Origin of the sequence: Burkholderia sp. 9120, assembly GCF_000745015.1 — a bacterium.
Lineage (GTDB): Bacteria > Pseudomonadota > Gammaproteobacteria > Burkholderiales > Burkholderiaceae > Paraburkholderia.
In genome coordinates, this window is sequence record NZ_JQNA01000002.1 from 4348794 (window position 1) to 4374415 (window position 25622).

A 25622-nucleotide genomic window follows, 5' to 3' on the forward strand; every position below is an offset into this window, starting at 1 on the left:
GTCGCGATGAGCGAGAAAAAACGGCAGATCAAGCTAGGCGCGTTTCTGATGGAGACGGGCCACCATATCGCCGCATGGAGGCACCCCGAGGCTCAGGCCGATGGCGGGCTCAACTTCGAACACTATGCGCAAGTCGCGCGTATCGCCGAACAGGCCAAATTCGACGCGATCTTTTTCGCCGATAGCGTCAGCGTGCGCGATACCAATCTCGCTTCGCTATCGCGTACCGCGCGCGCGGATCACTTCGAACCGTTGACGCTGTTGTCGGCGCTCTCGGTGGTCACGCGCAACATCGGCCTGATCGCGACGGTGTCGACCACCTTCAACGAACCCTACAATCTGGCGCGCAAATTCGCGTCGCTCGATCATCTGAGCGGTGGCCGCTCAGGCTGGAATCTCGTCACGTCGAGTACGGAATCCGAGGCGCTGAACTTCAGTTTCGAGCAGCATCCGGACCATGCGGTGCGTTATGAACGCGCGAAAGAGTTCTACGACGTGGTCGCGGGTCTGTGGGATAGCTGGGAAGACGATGCCTTCTCGCGCGACAAGCAGAGCGGTGTCTATTTCAATCCCGACAAGCTGCATGTGCTAAACCATCGCGGCAAGCATTTCAAGGTGCGCGGGCCGTTGAACGTTGCGCGTTCGCCGCAGGGCTGGCCCGTCGTCGTGCAGGCAGGCGCATCGGATGCCAGCAAGGAACTCGCCGCGCAAACCGCTGAAATGATTTTTGTCGCGCACCAGACGCTGGAGGAAGCGCAGACGTTCTATCGGGACATCAAGGGACGGCTCGCGCGCTACGGGCGGCAGCCGGATCACCTGAAGATCATGCCCGGCATCTTCCCGGTGATCGGCAAAACCGAAGCCGAGGCGCGTGCAAAATTCGACGCGTTGCAGGAACTGATTCATCCTACGGTCGGGTTGGCGCTACTGTCGAATATGTCGGGCGGTGTCGACCTGTCCGGCTATCCGCTGGACGGGCCGGTTCCCGATCTGCCGGAAACCAATGGCGGTAAAAGCCGTCAGCAGTTTGCTGCTGGACCTGGCGCGGCGCGAGAACCTGACGATCCGCGAACTGTATCTGCGGATTGCGGGTGCGCGCGGACATCAGCAGGTGGTCGGTACGCCGGGGAGCGTCGCCGATCAGTTACAGCAATGGTTCGAGGAAGAAGGCGCGGACGGCTTTAACATCATGTCGCCGTGGCTGCCCGGTGGGCTGGGTGAGTTTGCGGAGTTGGTCGTGCCGGAGTTGCAACGGCGTGGGCTGTTCAGGACCGAGTACGAGGGGTGCACGCTGCGGGAAAATCTGGGGCTGCCGCGACCGGTGAATCGGTATGTTCAGGTTGCAACGGACCAACGCCTGACTGTAGCAGCGCAATAGCACATTCCATCGCATCTCCCCTTGCGAAATGGTGTTCGTCGCCATGCGACGAATGCGCTCACGTTCACGCACCTTTCTTCACTACCCCTCCGAAGTTTCTTCAACCGATCTCGGCGTGTCATTTTGATCAGTTGGCGTTGACAATGATTCGCATTACAGATAATTTACGAGCCGTGGCCACGCGAAAAATTTCTCCAATTTTTTAATCCACAGGAATCCAGATGATTGTTGAATTGAATCGGCAAGAAATCGAACAGGTCTCCGGTGCCGGCTTGACCGGCACAGTAGCAGGCACGGTCGGAGGAACAGTCGCAGGGCAAGCAATCGGTCCGGAAGTCGGAGCAGGATTTGGCGCGGCGGTTGGATCATTCCTTCCCGGCATCGGCACTTTGGGCGGCGCAATTATTGGAGCCGGCATCGGCACCATGTATGGCGGCCTGGCGGGCGGAGCGGCGGGCGCTTACGTAGCGGACAAACTTCAGGATCACGGGTGGGCATACTTCTTCCCCAACGGGGCGCCGACGTTCAATGACCTTTTGCAGTTTACTGATCAGCTTCAATAAAATTCCTGACTAAAGCGCGCCAAGCTTGGCGCAATAGCTGGGCCTAGCGTTCAAGTATTTATATGATATCCACCAGAAAATTTCTAGAAAAATTCATTGCGTTTTCCACTCTATTCATGGTGATAATAATCTCCATGTTTTTCTTGCTGGCCGAAGACTACGCTATAGATTATGTGACCGGAAGCGCTTTATGTCTGATCAGTATAATTTTTCTGAGGAAGATCGCTTCAAAAAAATGGCCCGGCTTTCTTAATATCCCGTGGTACAAAACCGACCTGCCGATTTACGGTGCACTTTTCGGACTGGCATTGTCACTGCTGGGAATTCTATCCAAAATGAATGGTGGTACTGCCGCCATTGCCTTTGCCTTGCCCGCCTCGCTCGGAACTGCATTGTACGATTATGTAGAAATCTTTCATGAAAAAGATAAAGGCAATTAGTAGACGGCAATTGAGACTTCAATGAGCAGCCGTACCCAACTTTTCCGAAATAAAGCACTCGATGCCCAGCGCACGTCGGTAATCGGCGAGATCGTGCTGGCGCGCCCTGTCTCGTTCTCGTTCCTGACGGCTGTAGCCATCTGCATGGCGCTCGCCGTCGCCTCGTTATTGGCGTTCGGCAGTTATACGCGCCGCACCACGGTGGATGGCGTCGTCATGCCCAACATCGGACTCGTCAAGGTCTATTCACAGCAGTCGGGCATTGTGTTGCGCAAGGCAGTCGTCGAAGGTCAGTACGTAACGCGCGGCATGGTGCTCTATACGCTCTCCACCGACCTGCAGAGCGCCGCCGAAGGTCGCACACAGGTCGCGTTGATCGAGCAGGCACGTCAGCGCAAACAATCGCTGCTGCGCGAGAGCGACAAGATACGTCTGCTGCAACGGGATGAGCGCGATACGCTGCAGGCGAAGCACGCCAGTTTGCGCGCCGAACTCGCCCGCCTCGAAGACCAGCTCGCACGTCAAGTCGAACGCGCATCGCTTGCGGCCGACGGCGTTGGCCGCTATCGGCGTCTCCTCGCCCAGGACTACGTCTCGACCGACCAGCTCCAGCAACGGCAAGCCGATCTGATCGACCAGCAGTCGAAGCTGCTCGGGCTGCAGCGCGACCGGGCCAACGTCTCCCAGGCAGTCAAGGCGAGCGCGAACGAACTCGCCGGTCTTGCGCTCAGGCAGCAGAACCAGTTGGCGCAGCTCGATCGCAGCGTGATCGATGTCGACCAGACACTGATCGAAAGCGAGGCGCGACGCTAACTCGTCATCACCGCGCCTGAGAACGGTATCGCGACCGCCGTCATTGCCGAACCGGGCCAGACGATAGACGCCATCCATCCGGCTGTGAGCATTGTGCCGGAAGGCTCGCGTTGGTACGTTCAGTTGTACGTGCCCAGCGCGGCGGTCGGCTTCGTCGGCGTCGGCGTTCCGGTGCGAGTGCGCTACCAGGCTTATCCGTACCAGAAGTTCGGCCAGTATCGCGCGCAGGTGACGTCGATCGCGCGGACGGCGCTGTCGGCCGCCGAACTGTCGATGAGTGGCATGGCCGCAGTCGGTGCACGTGGAGGCGACGCTACGTTCTACCGCGTCACGGCCACGCTTGATCAGCAGACAGTGACCGCGTACGGCAAGCCGCAACCGCTGCAGTCGGGCATGGCGCTCGAAGCCGACATCCTGCGCGAACGCCGGCGTCTTTACGAATGGGTGCTCGAGCCGCTCTACAGTCTCACCGGCAAACTCTAATGTCTCTTTCCGCCATGTTCTTTTCCGACCGCCTCTCGTTCGGTTTTAGCAGCAAGCTGCCCATCTTCTTGCAGACAGAAGCAACTGAATGCGGACTCGCCTGTCTTGCGATGGTCGCCGGCTATCACGGCGACCATGTGGATCTCGCCACGTTGCGCGGCCGCTTTCCGGTATCGCTAAAGGGAACCGCGCTCGCTCGCCTGATCGAGATCGCACAACGCCTCGAACTGGGTACTCGTGCACTAAAGCTCGACCTCGACCAGATCGGGCAACTCCGCATGCCGTGCATCCTGCATTGGAACTTCAACCACTTCGTCGTGTTAAAAAAGATCAGCGGCAAGCTCGCTGTGATACACGATCCCGCACAAGGCATTCGCAAGTTGCCGCTCGACGTGCTATCGCGCTGTTTCACCGGCGTCGCACTGGAGTTGTGGCCCACCGGTGGTTTCAAACAGCGCGATCCGGCACCGCCGATCAGGTTGCGTGCGCTGCTCGGTCCCGTGTCGGGGCTATCCCGCTCGCTTGGCCAGGTGCTGGCGCTCGCTTTCGCGCTCGAAGTGTTTGCGATCGTGCAGCCGTTCTTTATGCAATGGGTCATCGACGAGGTGATCGTCAGCGCCGACCACGATCTACTCACCGTGCTGGCACTCGGGTTCGGGCTCCTGCTGTTTATGCAGCAGGCGACCAGCGCAGTCCGCGCGTGGGTGCTGATGTACTTCGGCACGACGCTAAATGTGCGGTGGCGTGCGAACGTGTTCATGCATCTGCTCAGCTTGCCGGTGCGCTACTTTGAGCGACGCCATCTCGGCGACGTCGTGTCGCGCTTTGGTTCGATCGACGCGATCCAGCAGACGCTCACCACATCGTTCCTGAGCGCGGTAATCGACGGCCTGATGACCGTCGCCACGCTTGTGATGATGTTCATCTACAGCAGCGCGCTCGGTGGTATCGCGCTCGGCGCGATGGCGCTTTATACTTTGCTGCGCTGGCTTTGGTACCGTCCTCTGCGGCGCGCAACCGAAGAGCAGATCGTACGCGCCGCGAGACAACAGAGTTACTTTCTCGAAAGCGTGCGCGGCGTGAAAACGATCAAACTGTTCAATCGGCAGAACGAGCGCTGTGCGAGTTGGCTGTCTCTGTTCGTCGAGCAAGTCAACGCCGGATTGCATACGCAGAAACTGCAGTTGCTGTATCAGCAGGTCAATGGGTTGCTGTTCGGCATAGAAGGCTTGCTGGTTATCTGGCTCGGTGCACGGATGGTGATGGAGGGCCAGTTTACCGTTGGCGTGCTCATGGCATTCAACGCGTACAAGATGCAGTTCGATAGTCGCGTCGGCGGCCTCATCGATAAGTATTTCGAGGTGCGCATGTTGCAGTTGCAGGGCGAGCGGCTAGCCGACATCGTATTCGCGAGCCCTGAGCCTGACGCCAGCCTGCGCCATGTGCCGGGCGAAGCCGACCACCTCGCCGCGAGCATCGAATTTGACGCGATCTGCTTCAGCTATGCGGAGGGCGAGCCGACCGTGCTCGACGGCGTGGCGCTCGCTATCACTCCCGGCGAATCGGTAGCGATAGTCGGGCCGTCGGGATGCGGCAAGACGACGCTCGTCAACGTCCTGCTCGGCGTGCTAGAACCGACGGCGGGCAAAGTGCGGATCGGTGGAATCGAACTCGAGCGGCTCGGACTCGATCGCCTGCGTGCGCTCGTAGGCACCGTGTTGCAAGACGACGTGCTCTTCGCCGGCTCGATTGCGGACAACATTAGCTTCTTCGATCCGGACGCCGACTTGCGATGGGTTGCAGAGTGTGCAGGGCTCGCCGCGGTGCATGCCGATATTGTCGCGATGCCGATGGGCTACAACACGCTTGTCGGCGATATGGGCACTGTCCTGTCCGGGGGGCAGAAACAGCGCGTGCTACTTGCCCGCGCGTTATACAAGAGGCCGAAGATTCTCGTACTCGACGAGGCGACGAGCCATCTCGACCTGCAGCGCGAGCAGGAGGTCAACACGGCCGTCGGCGCGCTGCGGATCACGCGCGTGATCGTCGCTCACCGACCCGAGACGATTGCGTCGGCCGATCGCGTCGTGATGTTGAACAGTGGACGGATCGTGCTCGACCGGCCGACTACGCAGTCTTTCGAGACCGCTTCAGCGGCGCCGATGGGCAGCTCTCGCGGCGCTCACGAGCCGGCGGCCGTAATCGCATCGGCCCGCCCGTTTGCGACGCCTGGCGTTGCCACGCCGTGGCCCGTCGAACAGCCCAACTGATGAAACGGCGTCTTCTCGCCGCCGCGGTCGTTGCGCTAACCGGTGCCCCTCGCGTCAATGCCCAGATGCTTCTTGACGTGTTCGCCACGCAGAGCAGCGTGTGGCTCACGCCTGCAGCACCACTGTTAAAAGACGCTTCATGCCGCGAGTTGCCGGACACGCGACCGCTCGAACTCGACGACGTAGTCCTGCAGGCGGTTTGTGCGAATCCGCAGTTGCGTGTGGCGTGGGCACAGGCGCGCGCGCAAAGCGCCGCGCTGGGTATTGCCGATACCGCCTACCTGCCGACGCTGAACGGGACAATGGGCGCCGAGCGTGACACGCTGTCCACCACCTACGACTACAGTGCGCTGGGCGCAGGCTCGATCCGCCAGTCGCAGAATACGTCGAGCAATTACGGGGTGCTGAACCTGAGTTGGGTCCTGTTCGACTTTGGCAAGCGCGGCGCCTCCCGGCGGCAGGCCGGCGCGTTGCTCGCAGCGGCGAACGCCACGCAGGACGACACGCTGCAGACGGTTTTTTTCAACGCGGCCCAGGCGTTCTACTCTCTGCGAGACGCCCAGGCATCACTCGATGCAGCGCAGCGCACCGAAGCGATCTCACGCGAAAGCCTCGATGAGACGAGAGCGAAACATGTCGCTGGCGCCGGCGCGCTAGCCGACGAACTGCAGGCCCGCACCGGCCACCGACGCGCGCTGCTCGAACGGGTCTATGCGGAAGGCGAGGTCCGCGTGGCGACAGGCGTTCTTGCCGTCGCGCTAGGACTCGAGGCGAACGCCGCGATACGAATCGCGTCCGCCGAGCGCGACGCGGATGCGCCGGAGGACATCAGCGCCGGTATCGACGCACTGATCGACGAAGCGAAGCTGCGCGAACCCAGGCTTGTCGCCGCACAGGCAAAACTCGACGCGGCTCGCGCGAATGTCGACGCCGCACGCGCGCAGGGCCGCCCGACCCTCGCGCTCGTCGGCAGCCTCACGCAGAACAACCCGTCATACCAGCAGCAACCCCGGTCGATTCCGATCACGCAAAGCCGCGGCAGCACGATCGGCGTGCAACTGACGATTCCACTGTTCGAAGGTTTCGCGTCCGACTATCGAATCGAGCAGGCCCAGGCGCAAGCCGACGCGCGGGAGGCGATGCTGCGCGACGACCAGTTGCAGGTATCGCTCGACGTGTGGAAGAGCTACCACAGCGTGCGGGCCGACGCCGCCAATCTGGCCAACTCGCGAGATCTGCTCGACGATGCGCAGCACGCGCTCGATATTGCGCGCGGCCGTTACAAGGAGGGTGTGGGCACGTTCACCGAACTGCTGAATACACAAACCGCGCTCGCCGATGCCCAGAAACAGCGCGTTCTTGCGGCGTCGAAATGGCGCGCCGCACGTCTCAAACTCGCCGCGAGCCTCGGCAAACTCGGCCGGTAGATATCGAGGCCGAGAAAACCGCAAACCCCAACACCATCGCACAGATCGCACCCGCCGCGGCAAGCCGAAACATCAGCGTCTGAAAATAAGCCTCGGGCACACCAAACGCAAAGATCGAAACCAACGCGCCTAACTGGATGACAACCGCCGACATCGACGCGGTCACCAGATAAGCGCGCAACCTGACGGTAGTGGAAAGCTTCATGGGCTGCTGCCTGATAAGCAAAACGCGACGAGCGTTGCGCGCGCAACCAACCGTCCCAAACGACGAAACCGTCCGGGCGGCACACTACGCACATCACAGTACGCACATCAACCGACGTTCCAGCCTATCAAGCGAACCTTAATGGAACCTGATGCGGCGAGAATCTTCGCCGCATGAATCCCAAATCACCAGCGCACGCGCCCTAAGCCCCACGCGGACGCTTCACGCGCGCCCGCAGCGCCTCGATCTCGTCCAGCAGGTCGAGCGCAAGCGCGATGCCCGGCGGGTTGATCTCCAGATCGTGCGCGAGGCGCTGCGCGGTTCGCACGCGCCGTAGCGCGACGCCGCTAAAACGCCACTCCTCGGGCTTTTCGCCCGCGGGTTCGAACACGCCTTCAGAAACCCACAGCGTCATCTCTTCCGTCGATGCCCCGCTCACCCGGCACAACTCGACCAGCGTGAATTCGACGTTTTCATCGACGATCTGGCCTTCCATGTAAGTCGTCACAGTGGTCTCCTTCACGAGGATGATCCATAAAAGTGCGCGCGCGGATCGAAGCTGAAAGACCGACGCATCGTCTCGTAAGCGGCCTTCGCGGCATCGCTGTCCGCGGGCGGCAGCACGAGATTCAGCACCACGTACAGATCGCCCGGCGGGTTGGCGGGAATCCCCTTGCCTCTCAACCGTAGACGCCGTCCGCCTGCCGAGCCGGCCGGCACGGTCATCTCGACGGAACCGTCGACGGTCGGCACCGTGACTTGCGCGCCGAGCGCCGCTTCCCATGGCGCGACCGGCAACTCGATGGAGACGTCGCGGCCATCCACGCGAAAACGCGGATGCTCGCGAAAGCCGACTTCAAGGTAGAGATCGCCGGCGTTTTCGGGCGTCGAGCCGGGGCCGCCCTGACCGGCCAGCCGCAGGTGCTGCCCCGCGCGAATGCCTTTCGGAATGGCGACGTCGAGCGTGCGCGTTTCCAGCGTGACATGGCCTTGCGCGTCCACCGCCGGCATCTGTAGGGAAATGGAGCGTTGCGCGCCCCGATACGCGTCTTCGAGATCGATCAGCACCTTCGCGTGATGATCCTCGCCGCGCATGTCGAACGGCCGGTGCTGTGACTGCGCCCCGTGTCGACCCTGCGGGCCGTGCGCGCCGCCGCCGAACATCTGCTCGAAGAACGACTGAAAATCGGCCTGCGCGCCGGCCTCGTCACCCGCACTGCTGCCACCCCCCGCGCCGCCACCACGGAATTCGAAGCCCTCGTCCCAGTTCGGCGGCGGCTGAAATTCCTGACCGTTGCGCCATTCGCTGCCCATGCGGTCGTAGGCGGCACGCTTCTCCGGGTCCTTGAGCACTTCGTAGGCTTCGCCCAGTTCCTTGAAGCGCTCTTCGGCGTCGGCCTCCTTGCTGACGTCCGGGTGATACTTGCGCGCGAGCTTGCGATACGAGCGTTTGATGTCGTCCTGAGACGCACCGCGCTCGAGCGCAAGCACCTCGTAATAGTCCTTGTATTTCATCCTGGCGGCAGCTCCTTGAGGTCAGGAAGCAGCGGTGCGGCGCCTGCGCGCCGCACGGCAGTCACCGTTTTACTTTATACCAATCTGGGCGGCCCGCCAGTGGCGCAGCCCACATGGAAACCCGCCCCAACCGGCGGCGGTCCATCAAATGCCGGGCAGTACCGGATAAGGCTCCGTGTGGTCTTCCACCCGCTTCACGCCAGGAATACCTTCGGCCGCCACCCGCACCGCTTCGACGGCTTCCATCGAATGGAACACGCCCCAGAGGTGAATCACGCCGTCCGTCACGACGACGTTGCGCCCCGCGAACGCCCACGTGTGACCGGCCAGTTCGCCGAGCAGCATCGCGCGGATCTCGCGGTCGGAGAAGGTGGTGTCGGGTGCCGGTTCCTCGGGCAGGCTCGCCAGCGCCTGAACCAGGTTGGCGCGGCTGACAATGCCGGTGAGCTGTCCCGCCTTGGTGACCGGCACGCGTTTGATGCGACGCGTTTCGAGCAGGTTGGCGATTTCGCCGAGCGGCATGTCTTCGTCCACCGAGACCACCGGGCTCGACATGATGTCCTGCACGTGCATCGCATGTGACTTGACGTAGCCGCGGGCGTCGTCGTTCGTGGAGAACAGTTCGAGCCACGACGATCGGCGGCGTTGTTCGGTGCCGATCTCCACGCGGTGCAGCAGATCGCCTTCGCTGATCATGCCGATCAACTTGCCGGCTGCATCGACCACGGGCGCGCCGCTGATCTTGCGCTCCACGAAAATGCGCGCGACTTCGCGCACGGTCATCTCGGGTTTGACGGCAATGACGTTACTGGTCATCACATCCGCTGCACGCATGATGAATCTCCCTGACGGTTGCGTTGAATGTTTTGCCGCACGCTCACTCTGCGCGGCGCGTTGCCTGAGCATGGCCGTGAGGCCGTATGACGCACGGCGGTTATGACACTTCGATAATCACTTTCAGCGCATGCGTTTCGGCCGCGCGGCTGAAGGTGTCGTAGGCGCCGGCCATGTCTTCGAGCTGGAAGCGATGCGTGATGAGCCGCGTGGGATCGATGCGTCCCGCGCTCACGGTTTTCAGCAGCATCGGCGTGCTGATCGTGTCGACCAGCCGGGTGGTGATCGAGATATTGCGGTCCCACAGCTTGTCGAGATGCAGATCGGCCTTCACGCCGTGCACGCCGACGTTGGCGATCACGCCGCCCGGCGCGACCAGCGCTTCACACAACTCGAAGGTTGCGGGCACACCCACCGCTTCGATCGCGCAGTCGACGCCGATCTGTCCGGTCAGCGCGAACACCGCATCGACCGGATCGACCCGGCCGCTGTCGATGCACGCCGTGGCGCCGAAGCGGCTCGCCACCTCCAGCCGGTTCGGGTCGAGATCGATCATCACGATCTGCGCCGGCGAATAGAGTTGCGCGGTCAGCAGCGCGGCGAGGCCGATCGGCCCCGCGCCGACAATCGCCACGGTGCTGCCGGGCTGGACCTTGCCGTTCAGCACGCCGCACTCGAAGCCGGTCGGCAGAATGTCCGACAGCATCACCAGCGCTTCTTCGTCGGCGCCGGCGGGAATCGGGTACAGACTCGTTTCGGCGTGCGGGATGCGCACGTATTCGGCCTGGGTGCCGTCGATCCGGTTGCCGAGAATCCAGCCGCCGGTGGTGCAATGCGAATACATCGAGCGGCGGCAGTAGTCGCAGCGGCCGCACGACGAAATACACGAAATCAGCACGCGGTCGCCGACCTTCAGCGTCGACACCGCCGCGCCGACTTCCTCGATCACGCCGACGCCTTCGTGGCCAAGCACGCGTCCCGGCTCGCAGCTCGGCACGTCGCCCTTGAGGATATGCAGATCGGTGCCGCAAATCGTGGTGCGCGTCATGCGGACGATCGCATCCGTGGGAGCGATGAGGGTGGGCATCGGCCGTTCGTCGAGCGACTTCTTGCCGGGACCGTGATACACGAGCGCTTTCATGTGCTGCCTCCGTGGTACGCAATGAGCAATGAGCTTGCAGGACTGACTTTAAGCTCGTCCACGCCCTGCCCATTGACGTGCATCAAGCGATCCCTTTGCCCGCCGAAGCCTCGCTCGCTGCGACCGTTGCTTGATCCAACGCAACCGCGTCGGCGCGGGCCGCGCGTATGTTGAGCCGACGTCCGCTGTCCGTATTGGGGGCATGGCGGCGTTTATCGAAAGGACCTCCCTCGTGCAAAAAACTGATCCGCTTCACCACGCAACTCGCCACGCCGACCTCGCTACCGACCGACTCGCCGACACGGCGGACGGCCAGTTCTACCTGGTCGGCGGCGGCATCGCCGCAATGGCGGCCGCGGCCTTCCTGATCCGCGACGGCCGGGTACGTGGCCGCGACATCACGATTCTCGAAGCGCTCGACAAACCCGGCGGCAGCCTCGACGGCGCGGGCACGGCGCAAAGCGGTTACGTGGTGCGCGGCGGGCGCATGCTCGAAAGCAAGTATCTGTGCACCTACGATCTGTTCTCGTCGATCCCCACGCTCGACGACAGCAAGAGCGTCACGCAGGAAATCTTCGACTGGAACGAGACGATCCGCACCTCGTCGACTTCGCGGCTGGTCAGGAACGGCCGACGCGAAGCCGCGCCCGCGTACGGGCTCGACGAAAAACATCTGCTCACGCTGGGCCGTCTGTCGATCGAACCGGAACGGATGCTCGCCGACAGCCGGATTGCCGACCACTTCGACGCATCGTTCTTCGAGACCAATTTCTGGCTGATGTGGTGCACGACCTTCGCGTTCCAGCCGTGGCATAGCGCGGTCGAATTCCGCCGCTATCTGCTGCGTTTCGCGCATATGTCGGCGGGCTTCAACCAGTTGCACGGCATCATGCGCACGGTCTACAACCAGTACGATTCGATGGTGCTGCCGCTGCGCCGCTGGCTGGACGATCACGGCGTGGTCTTCGAAGCGGACACCTGCGTGACCGATCTGCTGGTCGACGAGACGGACACGCTCAATCGCGTGCGCGGGCTGGTCTGCGAAACCGCGCAGCGGCGTGTCGAGTTGCCGGTCGGCCCCGCCGACAAAGTGATCGTCACGCTCGGTTCGATGACCGCCGCGTCGAGTCTGGGCGGCATGGATCGCCCCGCGCCGTTGAACACTGTGGACAGCACCGGCGCCTGGCGTCTGTGGAAAAACATCGCCGCCGGCCGGCCCGAATTCGGCCACCCCAGCGTGTTCGCCGATCACACCGATGCGTCGAAATGGCTCTCTTTCACCGTGACGCTGCGCGATCCGACGCTGTTCCGGCTGATCCGCGATCTGACCGGCAACGTGCCGGGCGAAGGCGGTCTGATCACGTTTCCGGAATCGAGCTGGCTGGCCTCGATCGTGTTGCCGCATCAGCCGCATTTCATCGGCCAGCCGGCCGACGTGCAGGTGTTGTGGGGCTACGGATTACGCGTCGACGAGCCGGGCGATTTCGTCGGCAAACCGATGCACGCCTGCACCGGCCGCGAAATCCTGACGGAGATGCTCGGTCATCTGCAGATCGACGCCGAAGCCGCTCGAATCCTCGATCACGCCAATTGCATTCCATGCATGATGCCGTTCATCACGAGTCAGTTCCTGCCGCGCAAGCATGGCGACCGGCCGGCCGTGACGCCGGAAGGCTGGCGCAATCTCGCCTTCATCGGGCAGTTCTGCGAGTTGCCGGACGATGTGGTGTTCACGGTGGAGTATTCGGTGCGCTCGGCGCAGAACGCCGCTTATGCGTTGCTCGATCTCGATCGTGCGGCGCCGGCAGTCTACAAGGGGCAGCACGATCCGCGGGTGGTGCATCAGGCGTTCTCTTCGCTGCGGGACCGGACGTAGAGAGCGTGATCTGAATCAACGCCGCGCGGCCTCGCGCTCATAGACTCGGGGCACACGTTTGTGCGTCGCATGTGCGTCGTTCGTTGACTTTCGGAGCCTTGCCATGAGCTACAGGACCCTCGTCGTTCATCTGGATACGAGTCTGCGCGCGCATCCGCGTCTGGAACTCGCTATCACCCTCGCCAGACAGTTCGGCGCGCATCTGACCGGCGTGTTTGCGCTGTACACGCCGAATCCGCGTTCGCTCGACGTGATGTCCGGCACGTCCGGTTACTTCGAGGCGCACCAGCAGTTGCGTGCCGAGCGGCGTGGCGCGCTCGAACGGCTCTTTCATGCGGAGCTGAAGCGCGCCCAGGTGCCGGGCGAGTGGCTCGCCACCGATCAGGCGGCCACGCTCGCCATGCCGCAACTGGGCCGTTGCGCGGACCTGATCATTGCCGGTCAGGACGACCCGCAGGATCCGGAGGCGTACGTCGGCGACAATTTCGCGGCCAACCTCGTGCTGTCCGCCGGCCGGCCGGTGCTGCTGGTGCCCTACGCGGGCAGCGTCGAGTCGGCCGGGACACACGTCCTGGTCGGCTGGGACGGCAGCCGCGAAGCTGCCCGCGCGGTCCACGACGCGCTGCCGTTCATGCGCTCGGCCGCGCGTATCACGGTCGTGGCGGTGAACGGCGCGCATCGCGACGCGACGGCGCGGATTCCGATGGCCGGCATTGCCACGGCGATCGCGCGGCATGGCGTCCATGTCGAGACCCGCGACGTCACGGTCGATTCGGAGGCGTCGGTCGGCGATACGCTGCTCTCGGAAGCGGCCGGACTCGGCGTGGACCTGCTGGTGATGGGCGGCTATGGCCGTACGCGCTGGCAGGAACTGGTGCTGGGCGGCGCGACCCATACCGTGATGCAGTCGATGACCTTGCCGGTGCTGCTGTCGCATTGAGCCGGCGAGCCGGGGCGTCATGTCGGACGCACTGGTACGAATCGCGCAAATCGCGGAAAATGCGCGGAGCGGGTTCGGCGCGCGGCTTGCATGAGTAGGCGCCGCGCGGCCACCGCTGATCGTTGACTACTGCTTTGCTGGCCGCGCTCGTCCGTCGAGATATCGCGCCGTTCCTGATCCGCCCCGCGCTGTTATCGGCACGACTTGCGGATCGCTCTTCACTCCAGGAGGCGCCCATGCCCTGTCGCGGTAAAACGCCCCTCACACCCGAATCGCCTTCCGCGTCGCCAACGCCTGCGCCCGCGCGCGCACCGACCACCCAGCGGTTGCGACGCCCCGCCCTGATCGCGGCGACGACACTGGCCGTCGCGCTGGCCATTGCATTTACCGCGTGGCAGTGGGCCGTTTCAAGTTTCGCCGGCGACACCCCCGCGGCCGCTCACACCCTGCTGGCCGCGTATGTGATCGCAGCCTGCCTGCTCTGCGCCCTCGCCTTCGTCCTGGCGCTGCAGCACGGCGGCTCCAGCGCGAGGAACGAGGCGCTCGACCAGTCGAGCCTGAACGAAGCGCGCATGATGGGCATCATCCGTTCGTCGATGGAAGCGATCATCACCGTCGACGAACGCCAGAACATCGTCATCTTCAATCCCATGGCCGAGCATGTGTTCGGCTGCAGCGCGCACGAGGCGATCGGCGCGTCGCTGGCGCGCTTCATCCCCGAACGGTTTCGTGCGGGCCATGACCGGCATGTCGCCCAGTTCGGCGTCACCGGCGTCTCCGAGCGGCAAATGGGCCGGCAGCAACGCGTGCTATTCGGCCTGAGAAGCAACGGCGAAGAGTTTCCTATCGAAGCGTCGATCTCGCAGGTGCGCGACGGCGACAGCAAGCTCTACACGGTCATGCTGCGCGACATCACCGAGCGCTTCGAGGCGGAAAGCGCGCAACGCAAATCGCGCGAGGAATTGCGCGAACTGTCGGCCAATCTGCAAAAAGTGCGCGAGGAAGAGAAGACCCGCATCGCCCGTGAGTTGCATGACGATCTCGGCCAGCAACTGACCGCGCTGAAAATGGACCTCTCGTCGGTCGAGCAGGCGCTGGACACCCGCACCGACCCCGAGGTGCTGCAACAGCTCGGCGGCATGCGCCGGCTGATCGATGCAACGGTCGCGTCGGTGCGGCGGATCGCCGCCGATCTGCGGCCGGTCATGCTCGACGACCTCGGCCTGATTCCGGCGATCGAATGGCTCGCCAACGACTTCACGAACCGCTACGGGATCGATATAGATCGCGACGTCGAGGTCGGCGAAGCGAATTTCACCCCGGCCGGCGCGACCACGCTGTTTCGTATCGTGCAGGAGGCGCTGACCAACGTCGCGCGTCACGCGGAGGCCACGCTCGTCACGCTCACCGTGCGGCTGGACACGGACACCTGCATCGTGCGGATCGCGGACAATGGCCACGGCGCGAGCCGTTCCACCGCGCCCACCGAAAAATCATTCGGCTTGCTCGGCATACGCGAACGCGCGCACATGCTGGGCGGCACCGTCGACATTCATACGGTCAACGGCCAGGGTTTCGCGCTGACGGTGCGCTTCCCGGCCACGGCCGTGCAACAGCAGGAGATGGAAACATGATTCGAGTGCTGATAGCCGACGATCACGCGCTGGTGCGCGACGGTCTGCGGCATATCCTGCGCAACGCCGACGGCTTTGAAGTCGTCGGCGAGGCCAACGACGGCGCGAGCGCGATCGCGCTCGTCCGCTCGCAAGCCGCCGAGGTACTCGTGCTCGATCTGTCGATGCCCGGGCGCAACGGCGTCGAACTGATCAAGCAGATCAAGGAGGAAATGCCGGCGCTGCGAATTCTCGTGCTGACCATGCATGCCGAGCAGCAATACGCGGTGCGCGCATTCAAGGCGGGCGCGTCGGGCTATCTGACCAAGGAAAGCGCCAGTGCGGAGCTGGTCGCGGCGGTCTCCAAAGTGGCGTCCGGCGGCGTCTACGTGAGCCTCGCCATGGCAGAGCGTTTCGCGCAGAGCCTCAACGAGCCGGCCGACACGCTGCCGCATCAACGGCTTTCAGATCGTGAATTCGACGTGTTTCGCCGCATCGCCGCCGGCCAGACGCTCACCGAGATTGCCGGCGAACTGTGCGTCAGCAGCAAGACGGTCAGCACGTACAAGACACGCATCTTCGAGAAAATGCAGATGCCGCATGAAGCCGCGCTGGTGCGCTACGCGCTGCGCCACAAACTGCTCGGCGACGACGACGAGATTTGACGCCCGGCTTATCTGCAACGCCCCCGCTGTTCTTCTGACTGCAACACCTTCGTGTAGGAAATTCCCTACACGACTTCCTCCTCGCCTACCTGAAGTTCGTTCAGCGCCGATTTCTTTTTGAGATAGCGCGCCCGATACTGCCAGCCATGAACTCAAGCCCGTCACAACACGCGTTGCGCGTGTTCCTCGTCGAGGATGCGCTGGCCATTCGGGCGCGCATGGCGGCCCGTCTGGGTGCGATCGAAGGTGTCGAAATCGTCGGCGAAGCCGAGGAACCGGACGCCGCGCTCGCGGCGATCGGCGCGACTGCTGCGGACGTCGTGGTACTCGATCTGCGCCTCGCGGGCGGCACCGGTCTGGAGTTGTTGCAGCGCCTCGCGCAGCGCAACTCGCCGGTCGTCACGATGGTGCTGACGAACCATTCCGGCGCATGGTTCCGGCAAGCCTGCCTGACGAACGGCGCGCGCTATTTCTTCGACAAGACCAGCGAATTCGATCTTGCCTGTCACACCATCAAGCGACTTGCCCACGCGCATTGCGCACGGGATCTCTATCATCTGGGAGCACACCATGTCTGATGTTGCCGACTACCTTGAAACCCGGCCGCTAACGCCGACCGCGGCTGTCGTGCCGATCGTGCCGATCTCGTCTTTAACGGGCGCCGCCGTGTCGCCGCAAGCGAAACAGGCCGGGCTCGCGGCCCCCGACGCGAAACGCGCCGGCGTGCCCTGCTCGAGCTGCGCGATGCATTCCTTCTGCATGCCGGAAGGTTTGACGAGCGCCGAGGCCGAGCGCATCGAAGCGTTGATCTGCCCGTCGCGCACCATCCGCAATGGCGAGACGCTGTTTCGCACCGGCGATTCGTTCCAGAGTCTCTACGCGGTCCGCGCGGGTTCGTTCAAGACCATCGTGATGCATCGCGACGGCCGCGAGCAGGTCACGGGCTTTCATCAGGCCGGCGACATGCTCGGGCTCGACGGCGTCTGCTCAGGCCACCATAGTTGCGACGCGGTCGCGATCGAAGACAGCCAGGTCTGCATCATCCCGTTCCATCTGCTCGAGGCCATGTGCCGCGACGTCAAGGTCGTGCAGCAGCACGTCCATCGCATGATGGGCGGCGAGATTGTGCGCGAGGCGACGCTGATGATGCTGCTCGGCACGATGTCCGCCGAGCAGCGCGTGGCGACCTTCCTGCTGAACCTGTCGGGCAAACTGCAGAAACGCGGTTACTCGCCCGCCGAATTCCATCTGCGCATGACGCGCGAAGAGATCGGCAGCTATCTCGGCATGAAGCTCGAAACCGTCAGCCGGATGTTGTCCAAATTCCAGAAAGACGGTCTGGTCGACACGCACGGCAAACAGATCCGGATTCTCGACATGGAGGGTCTGCGTCGCGTGTAGATGCAACGACGCTACGGCACGGCGAAACGCAGGCGCAAACGCTGAGATTCAAGCGCTGAGATTCAACCGCTCAGACTCAAGCACTGTCGTGAGGCGTCGGAATCAGCAGCGCAACGAAACCGATCACGCCGATCACCAGCGCCGCCGCGCCGTAGTGAATGAAGCCGGGGCTGTCGTCCAGCAGGCCGCGGATCGCCGCGCCGATCCCCGCCAATGCCGTGAACACCGCCACCACCGCGCAAACGATTCTGGGTTCGCCACTGACCATGATGTCCTCCTGGGCCGAGGCACGCGAGGCCCGGCACGGAGGGTGTCCGCGAGCCGGCGAGTCGACGTAGAGAGATCATCATCGGCCTGTTGGCGGCCGAGCGGTTGATTTGCGGCAAAGAAATATCTGTCGCCGGCGAGCGGCCGTCCGTTCGATGCGGCGGTCGATTGGGCCGCCGCGTCCTGAACGATCCGATCTCGTTACCGCCGCCCCTCACGCGGCGGCGCATCACGTCTATGTCAGATCGCCCGCCTCGATCAGTTCGCCTTCGTGCAACCGCAGCGGCGCCCCTGTTCAGCCCCGGCGAATCACTCCGGCTGCGGCCGTACGCGCGCGGAAGGCTGCAAATCGGGCTCATGCGGCTTGTCCGCTTTGCCCGCGTCTGCTGAATCAGCCGCACCGGCATGCGCGAGGCGCTTGACCCGCTCAGCCACGTTCCTCGCACCGCGTCGCGCCCGCATCGCCAGCAGTCCCCAGATCGAATTGACGATCTGCACGGTCCACGCGGTGCTCGCCTCGTCGCGCGACCAGTACGATTTGAAGCGCTCGACACCGACGCCGAAGTCGAGGTCGTAACCGTTATCGAAGGCCCATTTGACGCATTGCTCGACCGCGATCAGGCCGGGACAGCATTTGCCGACGTACGGGTCGTAGCCCGCGAAAATTGCGCTGGCCCACGGATTGCCGAGACTGACGATAATCCCGGCCACCGGCGCTTCGTCCAGCGTGACCACGATCAGGCGCGCCATGGACGGCACATCGGCCGAATAGATCAGCTTGCCGAGAAAACGCTCGAACTCCGGCGAATCGAGCCACACGCTGCGTTTGCCGACCCGATCGCTCCAACTGCGCTTGCAGTTGAACATCCATTCGATGACCGCCGCGGTCTCGCTTTCCTCCGTGGGATCCATCACACGCACCGCCACCTCGCCTTCCTTCGACAGCCGGTTCGCGAAGGTGCCGGGCCGTTTGCCGAACAGCGTGCCGAGCGAGCTGCAATACTCGTCCCACGTCCCCTGACCGCGCAGTTTCGCCGCCGACGCGTTGTGCGCTTCGGCGAACAGCACATGGCGCTCCTGTGTCACCAGCCGATGCAGATCGAGCATGTTGCGCACATACGGCAGGTGAATGAAATCGGCGCCGCAGCGCCGCCGGGCGGTGTGCCAGGCGCCTTCCACCCGGGCCGTCGTCGCCGCGTCGTTCTCGACGAGAACGCTCGTGTAGTCGCCGCCTTCGGGACCGAGCGGCACCAGATAGGTCCACAGCACGCGCTTCACCGTTTCGAGCGGCCAGATCATTACCAGTTGCCCGGCTTCACGACACACGATGCATTTGAGCCCGCGACCATGCGGCTTCGTCACATGTTTCCATGCGAGCCAGCAAAAACTGAACGACTGGTAGTAATAACCGTGCGCCCTTAACCAGAGCGCATCCCATTCGGGCTGCAATGCGCGAAAATCGTCTTCGTCGCTGATGATGTCGTAACGCCGCGTGCTCGGGGTGCCCGGGGTACTTTGCGTGCTGTGCCCGGTCTGCGTAATCGCGTCCACATTGGCTCCCGGAAAGCCGGACGTGTTGACGCGCGCACAAGTACGTCGCGGACACGAAGCATCGCCGGCATGGGTGAAAACGGATGCGCAAAGCATGCGCCGGAGCGTTATTCGCGTGTGTGCGGTGCCGAACATTACAGTACCGCAACGCGACATTTCAAAACCTTTCAGTGGCGCCGAACCAGCGCCGCGCAGGAACCGCCGTTGTGCCCCCGTTGTGCCGCGGTTGCGTCGCAACTGCGTTATTCTTTGCGCCGAAGGCTCGCCACGAGGAGGCAATCATGAATAACAGACGTTTTTGCTATCGGTCTCTGGGCGCGGCGGCCGCCCTGCTGCTCATGCTGTTCACGTTGCTGACCCCGCCGCCCGCACGGGCGAGCGAAGAAGGCGCCAACGCCAGCACCGAAGCCGCCGGCCAGCGCGCGCGATTTCTCCAGGACTTCTGCGGCGCGTCGCCGGAAGACATCGCGCAATACAAGGACAAGCTCAGCAAGATCCTCACCGAAGCGAGCGACTTTGAGACCCGCTGGCAGAACGGCTGGCGGCTCGGCGAACGCGACGCGCTGCAGTTGCGCGCGCTGCAACTGAATTCGCCGGCCGAATTCGCCACGCGCGTCAAAAACAATTGCGAGCGCGTCAAGTGGCAGGCCGACAACTCGCTGCGGCCACGCCCACCCAAGTAGTCCGCGCCGCGAAACTGTTATTCTTCACGCTCTTTCGACCGTCATCTGGTCCCCTGCCGCCTCCGGGCGGCCTCCCCAAGCGGCGCTCATGCGCCCGGCATCCAAGAGACAGGTATCTGCATGTTCGGTTTTCTGCGTGGCTATTTTTCCAATGACCTGGCCATCGACCTCGGCACGTCGAACACCCTGATTTATATGCGCGGCAAGGGCATCGTGCTGGACGAGCCCTCGGTCGTGTCGATTCGCCAGGAAGGCGGTCCGAACGGCAAGAAGATCATTCTGGCCGTCGGCAAAGAAGCAAAACAGATGCTCGGCAAAGTGCCGGGCAACATCGAGGCGATCCGCCCGATGAAAGACGGCGTGATCGCCGACTTCAACATCACGCAGCAGATGATCAAGCGCTTCATCCAGATGGCGCACGAGACGCGCATGTTTGCGCCGTCGCCGCGCATCATCATCTGCGTGCCGTGTGGCTCGACCCAGGTGGAGCGGCGCGCGATCAAGGAGGCCGCGCACAGTGCCGGCGCCTCGCAGGTCTATCTGATCGAAGAGCCAATGGCGGCGGCCACGGGTGCGGGGCTGCCGGTGTCGGAAGCGACCGGGTCGATGGTGGTCGACATCGGCGGCGGCACGACCGAAGTGGGCGTGATCTCGCTCGGCGGCATCGTGTACAAAGGCTCGGTGCGGGTGGGCGGCGACAAGTTCGACGACGCGATCGTCAATTACATTCGCCGCAACTACGGCATGCTGATCGGCGAGCAAACCGCCGAAGCGATCAAGAAGGAGATCGGCTCCGCGTTTCCGGGCTCCGAAGTCCGGGAGATGGAGGTCAAGGGCCGCAATATGTCGGAAGGCATTCCGCGCAGCTTCACGGTATCGAGCAACGAGATTCTCGAAGCGCTCACCGACCCGCTCAATCAGATCGTCTCCGCCGTGAAGATCGCGCTGGAGCAAACGCCGCCGGAACTGGGCGCGGACATCGCCGAACGCGGCATTACGCTGGCGGGCGGCGGTGCGTTGCTGCGCGATCTGGACCGCCTGCTGGCCGAGGAAACCGGCCTGCCCGCGTTCGTCGCCGAAGCGCCGCTCACCTGCGTGGTGCGCGGTTCGGGCATGGCGCTGGAACGAATCGAGAAGTTTGGCGGGGCGTTCTCGTACGAGTGATTTTCGTACGAGCGATTTTCGTTCGAGCGATTTTCGTACGAGTAAGGCGGCGGTTCAGGACACGAACGGCAACTTGCTGTCCCGCGCGGCCGCCAGCATGGACAGCGTGATCTTGCGCACCTCCAGCTTGCTCTGCGTGATATGCGCGCGTAGCAGGATGATCGCTTCGGTCAGCCGCCCGCGTTCGATCAGGTTCAGCATGGTCGAATGTTCGTCGTAGGTGGCGCTGGTGCGGTGCGGCTTCAGAAAGTCCAACCGCCGCACAATGCGAATCCGCTCGGTCACTTCGTTATGGACGCGCAGCATTTCCGCATTGCCGGTGGCGGCCACCAGTTGCCGGTGAAAGTTTTCGTCCATGCCGAACATTTTCACCGGATCGCTCTCGCGCTGCGCGGGTTCGACACACCACACCGCCTTCAACGCATCCAGCACCGCATGCGCGGTGTCGCCACCCGCGCCGATCCGTTCGACAGCCGCCACTTCCAGCACGATGCGTAAATCGTAGAGCTGATCGAGCTGATCAAAGTTGATCGGCGAGACTTTCCATCCGCGCCGGAAGCCGACTTCCAGATAGCCTTCGCGTTGCAGCCGGAACAGGCCGTCGCGCATCGGCGTGCGCGACACGCCGTAGTGTTGCGCGATGCCGTTTTCCGAAAAGCGGTCACCCGGAAACAGCCGGAAGCTGAAGATGTCGTTTTTCAGTTGCTGATAAACCTGTTCGGCAAGCGGATTCGCTGCGCCCGGCGAACTGGCCGCAGCGGGCGCCGCGGTCGGGTCCTGCGTGGTCGTGACGCTGCGTGTCTCGAGCAGATTCGTCGGGTCGTCGTTCATCTTGCCTGATTCCCTTTTTTCTTATTATCGGCGTTTCAGGGCGTGTTTATCGGGTCGAGTGCGTCGTTGCCGCGAATCGGGCCGATCAGGCTTACATGAGCGGCGACGATTTTCCAGCCCTCAGTAGGACCGAGCCGCGCCCACGTCTGCATCTGGCGGCCGAGCAACGGTGTCGCGTCGCTGGTGAATTCGGTGCTGACCGTCGCAAAGTCGCGGCCGAAGGTCGTCACCACGGTGCGATGCAAGGTGCGTGACGTCGGCACCGGCTCGCAACTCTCGCGCCACGCGCGAATCGCCGCCCCGCCATGCTGGATTTCGCCGATGCCGTAGCGGACGGTCTGCGGCGTGTGCCAGAACAGCGCGTTCATCGCGGCGATGTCGTGGTCGACCAGCGCCCGTTCGTAATCGGCAAACGCCGCCTGCACCTGTGCCACGATCTCCGGCTGATTTATTTCCATGCTGGGTGAGCCCCGTCGAGTTTCATCAAGGAAGACAGCGGCGCGGTCCAGCCGACAATACCGCCTTGCGAGCGCACCATGTCGAGCGTCGCCTGTTTGAACGCGGGGAAATAGCTCGCGGTCGCGTCTTCGATCAGCAGACTGTCGTAGCCGCGGTCGTTGGCTTCGCGCATCGACGTCTGCACGCACACTTCGGTGGTTACGCCGGCGAACACCAGGTGCGTGATGCCACGCAGCGCGAGTTCTTCGCCGAGGCGTGTCGCGTAGAACGCGCCCTTGCCCGGTTTGTCGATCACGAGCTCGCCGGCCAGCGGCGTGAGCGGCTCGACGATCGCATTGCCGGGTTCGCCGCGAATCAGAATGCGGCCCATCGGACCGGCATCGCCGATACGCCTGTTCGGCGCGCCACGCAGACGTTTGGCCGGCGGGCAATCGGACAGGTCGGCGGCATGCGCCTCACGCGTATGCACGACCAGCCAGCCATGGCGACGCGCGAACGCCAGCAGCGCGGCCACGGCCGGCACGATTTCGGCGAGCAGCGAGACGTCGTTGCCGAGCGATTCGCCGAAGCCGCCCGGCTCGATGAAATCGCGCTGCATGTCGATGACGACGAGCGCGGTGGACGTGGCGTCGAAAGAAAACGGGCTGGGTTGAGCGTCGATCGTCGAGGTCGTGGCGGCGGTCATTCAATCGCTTCCTTGTCGTGTTCCGCGGGCACGGCGTGCCGCGCCGGGGTGTCGCCATGCCCCGCCATGTGTTGACCGAGCACGGCACGATCCGCGTGCGCCGCCGGGGTGTCGAACACCAGTTCGCCTTCGGCGATCACCATGATGCGGTCCGCCAGTTCCAGCAATTCGTCGAGGTCTTCGCTCACCAGCAGCACGGCCGCGCCGGCGTCCCGCGCGGCCATCAGACGCGCATGAATATCGGCCACCGACGCGAAATCGAGCCCGAAAACCGGGTTCGCGACGATCAGCACGTCCACCGGTTGGCCGAGTTCGCGCGCCAGCACCGCGCGCTGCACGTTGCCGCCCGAGAGCGTGCCGATCGCCCGTTCGGGCAGCGGCGGCCGCACGTTGAACTCCGCGATCCGCTGCGCCGCGCGCTCGCGCAACGCGCGACGGTCGAGCCACCAGCCGCCGCGCCGCAACGGCTCACGGTCGAAGTCGCGCAACGCGAGATTCTGCGCAACGCTCATTGCGCCGACGCAGGCGTTTTTCAGCGGCTCCTCGGGGATCGCGAATACGCGTCGCTGGGTCATCTCGGCGCGGGTCGCGTGGTACGGCTTGCCGGCTATCCGCATGTCGCCGGTTTTGACGCGGCGCTGGCCGACCAGTGCTTCGACCAGTTCCTTCTGGCCGTTGCCGGATACGCCCGCGAGTCCAAGAATTTCGCCCGCGCGGACCGACAACGTGGCGTGTTTCACTGCGGTGTGGCCGCGATCGTCTTCCACCGATACATCGCGCAGCGCAAGACGCACGGCAGCGGATTCGTCGAGCGGTTTGCGCGGCAGACGTTCTACCTTGACGGCGGCAAGCACGGCGGCGTTGGCGGCGGCGGGTGTTGCGGTCGTAGTGGGCGTAGTGGTCGCCGTGCCCATCATCCACGCCGCGAGCTGGTCGCGGCTCGTGTCCGCCACCGCGCTCGTGCCGACCTGACGGCCCTTGCGCAACACCGTGACGTCGTCGGCATAAGCCATCACCTCGCGGAACTTGTGCGTGATCATCAGCACCGTCAACTCGCCGCGCGTGGTCAACGCGCGCATCAGGCCCAGCACTTCGTCCGCTTCCTGCGGCGTCAGCACCGAGGTCGGCTCGTCGAGGATCAGAAAACGCTGCTGCAAATAAAGCTGCTTGAGAATTTCGAGCTTCTGCTTTTCGCCGGCCGCCAGCGCGGCGACCGGTGCGTCGAGCGGCAGCCGGAACGGCATGCGCTGCATGAACGCGGCGAGCGCGGCGCGTTCCGCTTTCCAGTCGATTTTCCACGGCATCTGGCCGCGCGCGAGCAACAGGTTTTCTTCGACCGACAGCCCGCTAGCCAGCGTGAAATGCTGATACACCATGCCGATGCCGAGCGCCTGCGCGTCGCGCGGCGAATGAATGTGGACCTCGCGGTCGTCGGCGGCGATCTGCCCGTCGTCGAGCAGGCCGTAGCCGACCAGCCCCTTGACCAGGGTGCTCTTGCCCGCGCCGTTTTCGCCGAGCAGCGCGTGAATCGTGCCGGCTTTCACCTTGAGCGAGACGCCGTCCAGTGCGCGGAATGCGCCGAACGATTTGCCCGCGTTCATCACTTCCACGCCGAGCGCTTGTCGCTGTGCCGTCGCCATGATCAGCCACCCAAGGTCTGGAGCAGCGCGGTCGAGTTCGAGACCGTGCCGAATACGCCGCCTTGCATCGTGATCATGTGCAGGGCGGCGGCGTGATTGCCGGGATCGGTCGCGCCGCAACAGTCGGCCAGCAGCGTGCATTCGAAGCCGCGGTCGTTGGCTTCGCGCATGGTCGTGTGGACGCAGACGTCGGTGGTAATGCCCGTCAGAATCAGATTGACGATGCCGCGCGTGCGCAGGATCAGTTCGAGGTCGGTCGCGCAGAACGAGCCCTTGCCCGGTTTGTCGATCACGATTTCGCCCGCCAGCGGCTTCAGTTCGTCGATGATCTCCCAGCCCGGCTCGCCGCGCACGAGGATCCTGCCGCACGGCCCGTCGTCACCGATGCCCACGCCTTCGGTGCCCGCGCGACGGCTGCGCCAGCGCTTGTTGGCGGGCAGGTCGGACAGATCGGGGCGGTGCCCTTCACGCGTATGGATGATCGTGAAGCCCTGCTCGCGCAGCGGCTTCAGCACACTGTTGATCGGCTCGATCGGCGCGCGCGTGAGCGACAGGTCGTAACCCATCTTGTCGACATAGCCGCCGTGGCCGCAGAAATCCGTCTGCATGTCGATGATCACGAGCGCGGTGTTGTCCGGGCGCAGGTTGCCGTCGTAGGGCCATGGGTACGGCTTGGCTTCGATGAATCGGGTCATGGTCGGCATGTCCTCGTTGGGGTTCGTGTGCGCCGAAGGAAAATGCGTTCGGCTTTCCGTGTGCGGCGAAAGCAGCAACAACG

Annotated in this window: 24 protein-coding genes and 2 pseudogenes; 14 read left to right on the forward strand and 12 right to left on the reverse strand. The window is 63.6% G+C overall.

The genetic code is table 11. The features are described 5' to 3' along the window. Window positions 1-6 precede the first annotated feature (6 nt). The 6 genes and pseudogenes from FA94_RS27540 (at window position 7) to FA94_RS27565 (ending at window position 7374) form a co-directional block, all read left to right on the forward strand. Window positions 7-1378, forward strand: a pseudogene (locus tag FA94_RS27540) (LLM class flavin-dependent oxidoreductase). A gap of 221 nt (window positions 1379-1599) precedes the next feature. Further along, a complete protein-coding gene (locus FA94_RS27545; RefSeq protein ID WP_051980803.1) occupies window positions 1600-1941 on the forward strand; it encodes a hypothetical protein in 342 nt (113 codons plus the stop codon). A 134-nt stretch (window positions 1942-2075) separates the two neighbouring features. After that, window positions 2076-2381, forward strand: coding sequence for a hypothetical protein (locus FA94_RS27550; protein WP_156126720.1), 306 nt, complete (start codon window positions 2076-2078; stop codon window positions 2379-2381). A gap of 21 nt (window positions 2382-2402) precedes the next feature. After that, window positions 2403-3677, forward strand: a pseudogene (locus FA94_RS27555) (HlyD family secretion protein). Between the two features lie 14 nt (window positions 3678-3691). Further along, entirely contained in the window at window positions 3692-5947 is a 2256-nt protein-coding gene (locus FA94_RS27560; protein ID WP_051980805.1) for a peptidase domain-containing ABC transporter, read from the forward strand. Continuing rightward, window positions 5947-7374, forward strand: coding sequence for a TolC family protein (locus tag FA94_RS27565; protein WP_035557205.1), 1428 nt, complete (start codon window positions 5947-5949; stop codon window positions 7372-7374). Before FA94_RS27560 ends, FA94_RS27565 begins: the two co-directional genes overlap by 1 nt. Here FA94_RS27565 and FA94_RS38840 read toward each other — a convergent pair. The 5 genes from FA94_RS38840 to FA94_RS27585 form a co-directional block, all read right to left on the reverse strand. Beyond that, entirely contained in the window at window positions 7337-7579 is a 243-nt protein-coding gene (locus FA94_RS38840; protein ID WP_156126721.1) for a hypothetical protein, read from the reverse strand. The genes FA94_RS27565 and FA94_RS38840 overlap by 38 nt on opposite strands. Before the next feature lie 202 nt (window positions 7580-7781). Then, on the reverse strand, window positions 7782-8111 hold the full coding sequence (locus FA94_RS27570) for a chaperone modulator CbpM (RefSeq protein ID WP_081936376.1): 330 nt from the start codon (window positions 8109-8111) through the stop codon (window positions 7782-7784). Then, window positions 8099-9094, reverse strand: coding sequence for a DnaJ C-terminal domain-containing protein (locus FA94_RS27575; protein WP_035557209.1), 996 nt, complete (start codon window positions 9092-9094; stop codon window positions 8099-8101). Before FA94_RS27575 ends, FA94_RS27570 begins: the two co-directional genes overlap by 13 nt. A 144-nt stretch (window positions 9095-9238) precedes the next feature. Further along, complete coding sequence (locus FA94_RS27580) at window positions 9239-9928, reverse strand: CBS domain-containing protein (RefSeq protein ID WP_035557211.1); 690 nt, start codon at window positions 9926-9928, stop codon at window positions 9239-9241. A 100-nt stretch (window positions 9929-10028) separates the two neighbouring features. Then, the gene (locus FA94_RS27585) at window positions 10029-11069 is read right to left on the reverse strand and encodes a zinc-dependent alcohol dehydrogenase family protein (protein WP_035557213.1); all 1041 of its coding nucleotides are present in this window, start codon (window positions 11067-11069) and stop codon (window positions 10029-10031) included. Window positions 11070-11271: 202 nt separating this feature from the next. Between FA94_RS27585 and FA94_RS27590 the strand changes: the two genes are divergently transcribed. The 6 genes from FA94_RS27590 (at window position 11272) to FA94_RS27615 (ending at window position 17564) form a co-directional block, all read left to right on the forward strand. Continuing rightward, window positions 11272-12945 carry an oleate hydratase gene (locus tag FA94_RS27590; RefSeq protein WP_081936163.1) on the forward strand — a complete coding sequence of 558 codons (1674 nt, stop codon included), beginning with the start codon at window positions 11272-11274 and terminating at the stop codon, window positions 12943-12945. Between the two features lie 103 nt (window positions 12946-13048). Next, window positions 13049-13885, forward strand: a complete 837-nt coding sequence (locus FA94_RS27595) for a universal stress protein (RefSeq protein ID WP_035557216.1) — start codon at window positions 13049-13051, stop codon at window positions 13883-13885. A gap of 236 nt (window positions 13886-14121) precedes the next feature. Further along, entirely contained in the window at window positions 14122-15519 is a 1398-nt protein-coding gene (locus tag FA94_RS27600; protein WP_063771804.1) for a PAS domain-containing sensor histidine kinase, read from the forward strand. Continuing rightward, complete coding sequence (locus FA94_RS27605) at window positions 15516-16163, forward strand: response regulator (protein WP_035557218.1); 648 nt, start codon at window positions 15516-15518, stop codon at window positions 16161-16163. Before FA94_RS27600 ends, FA94_RS27605 begins: the two co-directional genes overlap by 4 nt. Before the next feature lie 146 nt (window positions 16164-16309). After that, window positions 16310-16741, forward strand: a complete 432-nt coding sequence (locus FA94_RS27610) for a response regulator (protein ID WP_035557222.1) — start codon at window positions 16310-16312, stop codon at window positions 16739-16741. Further along, window positions 16734-17564, forward strand: a complete 831-nt coding sequence (locus tag FA94_RS27615; RefSeq protein WP_081936165.1) for a helix-turn-helix domain-containing protein — start codon at window positions 16734-16736, stop codon at window positions 17562-17564. Before FA94_RS27610 ends, FA94_RS27615 begins: the two co-directional genes overlap by 8 nt. Before the next feature lie 76 nt (window positions 17565-17640). On the opposite strand, the gene FA94_RS27620 is transcribed toward FA94_RS27615, so the two are convergent. Both FA94_RS27620 and FA94_RS27625 read right to left on the reverse strand, forming a co-directional pair. Then, entirely contained in the window at window positions 17641-17832 is a 192-nt protein-coding gene (locus tag FA94_RS27620) for a DUF2964 family protein (RefSeq protein ID WP_035557225.1), read from the reverse strand. A gap of 308 nt (window positions 17833-18140) precedes the next feature. Next, entirely contained in the window at window positions 18141-19382 is a 1242-nt protein-coding gene (locus FA94_RS27625) for a GNAT family N-acetyltransferase (protein ID WP_231585040.1), read from the reverse strand. 281 nt (window positions 19383-19663) lie between these two features. On the opposite strand from FA94_RS27625, the gene FA94_RS27630 reads away from it, so the two are divergent. Together FA94_RS27630 and FA94_RS27635 are read left to right on the forward strand one after the other, a co-directional pair. Then, window positions 19664-20065, forward strand: a complete 402-nt coding sequence (locus FA94_RS27630; protein ID WP_035557227.1) for a hypothetical protein — start codon at window positions 19664-19666, stop codon at window positions 20063-20065. 120 nt (window positions 20066-20185) lie between these two features. Beyond that, window positions 20186-21229, forward strand: a complete 1044-nt coding sequence (locus FA94_RS27635) for a rod shape-determining protein (protein ID WP_035557230.1) — start codon at window positions 20186-20188, stop codon at window positions 21227-21229. Between the two features lie 54 nt (window positions 21230-21283). Here FA94_RS27635 and FA94_RS27640 read toward each other — a convergent pair whose 3' ends face one another. Genes FA94_RS27640 through biuH form a run of 5 tightly spaced genes read right to left on the reverse strand, consistent with a single transcriptional unit; the run spans window position 21284 to window position 25539 of the window. Continuing rightward, window positions 21284-22060 carry a GntR family transcriptional regulator gene (locus FA94_RS27640; RefSeq protein ID WP_035557233.1) on the reverse strand — a complete coding sequence of 259 codons (777 nt, stop codon included), beginning with the start codon at window positions 22058-22060 and terminating at the stop codon, window positions 21284-21286. A 35-nt stretch (window positions 22061-22095) separates the two neighbouring features. Beyond that, window positions 22096-22518: an oxalurate catabolism protein HpxZ gene (gene hpxZ, locus FA94_RS27645; protein WP_051980809.1), complete on the reverse strand. Its 423-nt coding sequence runs from the start codon at window positions 22516-22518 to the stop codon at window positions 22096-22098. Further along, complete coding sequence (locus FA94_RS27650) at window positions 22509-23204, reverse strand: cysteine hydrolase family protein (RefSeq protein WP_035557235.1); 696 nt, start codon at window positions 23202-23204, stop codon at window positions 22509-22511. The genes hpxZ and FA94_RS27650 overlap by 10 nt, the downstream gene beginning before the upstream one ends. After that, window positions 23201-24844 carry an ABC transporter ATP-binding protein gene (locus FA94_RS27655; protein WP_035557237.1) on the reverse strand — a complete coding sequence of 548 codons (1644 nt, stop codon included), beginning with the start codon at window positions 24842-24844 and terminating at the stop codon, window positions 23201-23203. Before FA94_RS27655 ends, FA94_RS27650 begins: the two co-directional genes overlap by 4 nt. 2 nt (window positions 24845-24846) lie before the next feature. Next, window positions 24847-25539, reverse strand: a complete 693-nt coding sequence (gene biuH, locus FA94_RS27660; protein ID WP_035563219.1) for a biuret amidohydrolase — start codon at window positions 25537-25539, stop codon at window positions 24847-24849. Window positions 25540-25622 lie beyond the last annotated feature (83 nt).

Excerpts from the sequence above, each read along its gene's own strand:
- FA94_RS27545 (WP_051980803.1), top strand. The coding sequence starts at position 1,600 with ATGATTGTTGAATTGAATCGGCAAGAAATCGAACAGGTCTCCGGTGCC.
- FA94_RS27550 (WP_156126720.1), top strand. The coding sequence starts at position 2,076 with ATGTTTTTCTTGCTGGCCGAAGACTACGCTATAGATTATGTGACCGGA.
- FA94_RS27560 (WP_051980805.1), top strand. The coding sequence starts at position 3,692 with ATGTTCTTTTCCGACCGCCTCTCGTTCGGTTTTAGCAGCAAGCTGCCC.
- FA94_RS27565 (WP_035557205.1), top strand. The coding sequence starts at position 5,947 with ATGAAACGGCGTCTTCTCGCCGCCGCGGTCGTTGCGCTAACCGGTGCC.
- FA94_RS38840 (WP_156126721.1), bottom strand. The coding sequence starts at position 7,579 with ATGAAGCTTTCCACTACCGTCAGGTTGCGCGCTTATCTGGTGACCGCG.
- FA94_RS27575 (WP_035557209.1), bottom strand. The coding sequence starts at position 9,094 with ATGAAATACAAGGACTATTACGAGGTGCTTGCGCTCGAGCGCGGTGCG.
- FA94_RS27580 (WP_035557211.1), bottom strand. The coding sequence starts at position 9,928 with ATGCGTGCAGCGGATGTGATGACCAGTAACGTCATTGCCGTCAAACCC.
- FA94_RS27585 (WP_035557213.1), bottom strand. The coding sequence starts at position 11,069 with ATGAAAGCGCTCGTGTATCACGGTCCCGGCAAGAAGTCGCTCGACGAA.
- FA94_RS27590 (WP_081936163.1), top strand. The coding sequence starts at position 11,272 with ATGGCGGCGTTTATCGAAAGGACCTCCCTCGTGCAAAAAACTGATCCG.
- FA94_RS27595 (WP_035557216.1), top strand. The coding sequence starts at position 13,049 with ATGAGCTACAGGACCCTCGTCGTTCATCTGGATACGAGTCTGCGCGCG.
- FA94_RS27600 (WP_063771804.1), top strand. The coding sequence starts at position 14,122 with ATGCCCTGTCGCGGTAAAACGCCCCTCACACCCGAATCGCCTTCCGCG.
- FA94_RS27605 (WP_035557218.1), top strand. The coding sequence starts at position 15,516 with ATGATTCGAGTGCTGATAGCCGACGATCACGCGCTGGTGCGCGACGGT.
- FA94_RS27610 (WP_035557222.1), top strand. The coding sequence starts at position 16,310 with ATGAACTCAAGCCCGTCACAACACGCGTTGCGCGTGTTCCTCGTCGAG.
- FA94_RS27615 (WP_081936165.1), top strand. The coding sequence starts at position 16,734 with ATGTCTGATGTTGCCGACTACCTTGAAACCCGGCCGCTAACGCCGACC.
- FA94_RS27620 (WP_035557225.1), bottom strand. The coding sequence starts at position 17,832 with ATGGTCAGTGGCGAACCCAGAATCGTTTGCGCGGTGGTGGCGGTGTTC.
- FA94_RS27630 (WP_035557227.1), top strand. The coding sequence starts at position 19,664 with ATGAATAACAGACGTTTTTGCTATCGGTCTCTGGGCGCGGCGGCCGCC.
- FA94_RS27635 (WP_035557230.1), top strand. The coding sequence starts at position 20,186 with ATGTTCGGTTTTCTGCGTGGCTATTTTTCCAATGACCTGGCCATCGAC.
- FA94_RS27640 (WP_035557233.1), bottom strand. The coding sequence starts at position 22,060 with ATGAACGACGACCCGACGAATCTGCTCGAGACACGCAGCGTCACGACC.
- hpxZ (WP_051980809.1), bottom strand. The coding sequence starts at position 22,518 with ATGGAAATAAATCAGCCGGAGATCGTGGCACAGGTGCAGGCGGCGTTT.
- FA94_RS27650 (WP_035557235.1), bottom strand. The coding sequence starts at position 23,204 with ATGACCGCCGCCACGACCTCGACGATCGACGCTCAACCCAGCCCGTTT.
- FA94_RS27655 (WP_035557237.1), bottom strand. The coding sequence starts at position 24,844 with ATGGCGACGGCACAGCGACAAGCGCTCGGCGTGGAAGTGATGAACGCG.
- biuH (WP_035563219.1), bottom strand. The coding sequence starts at position 25,539 with ATGACCCGATTCATCGAAGCCAAGCCGTACCCATGGCCCTACGACGGC.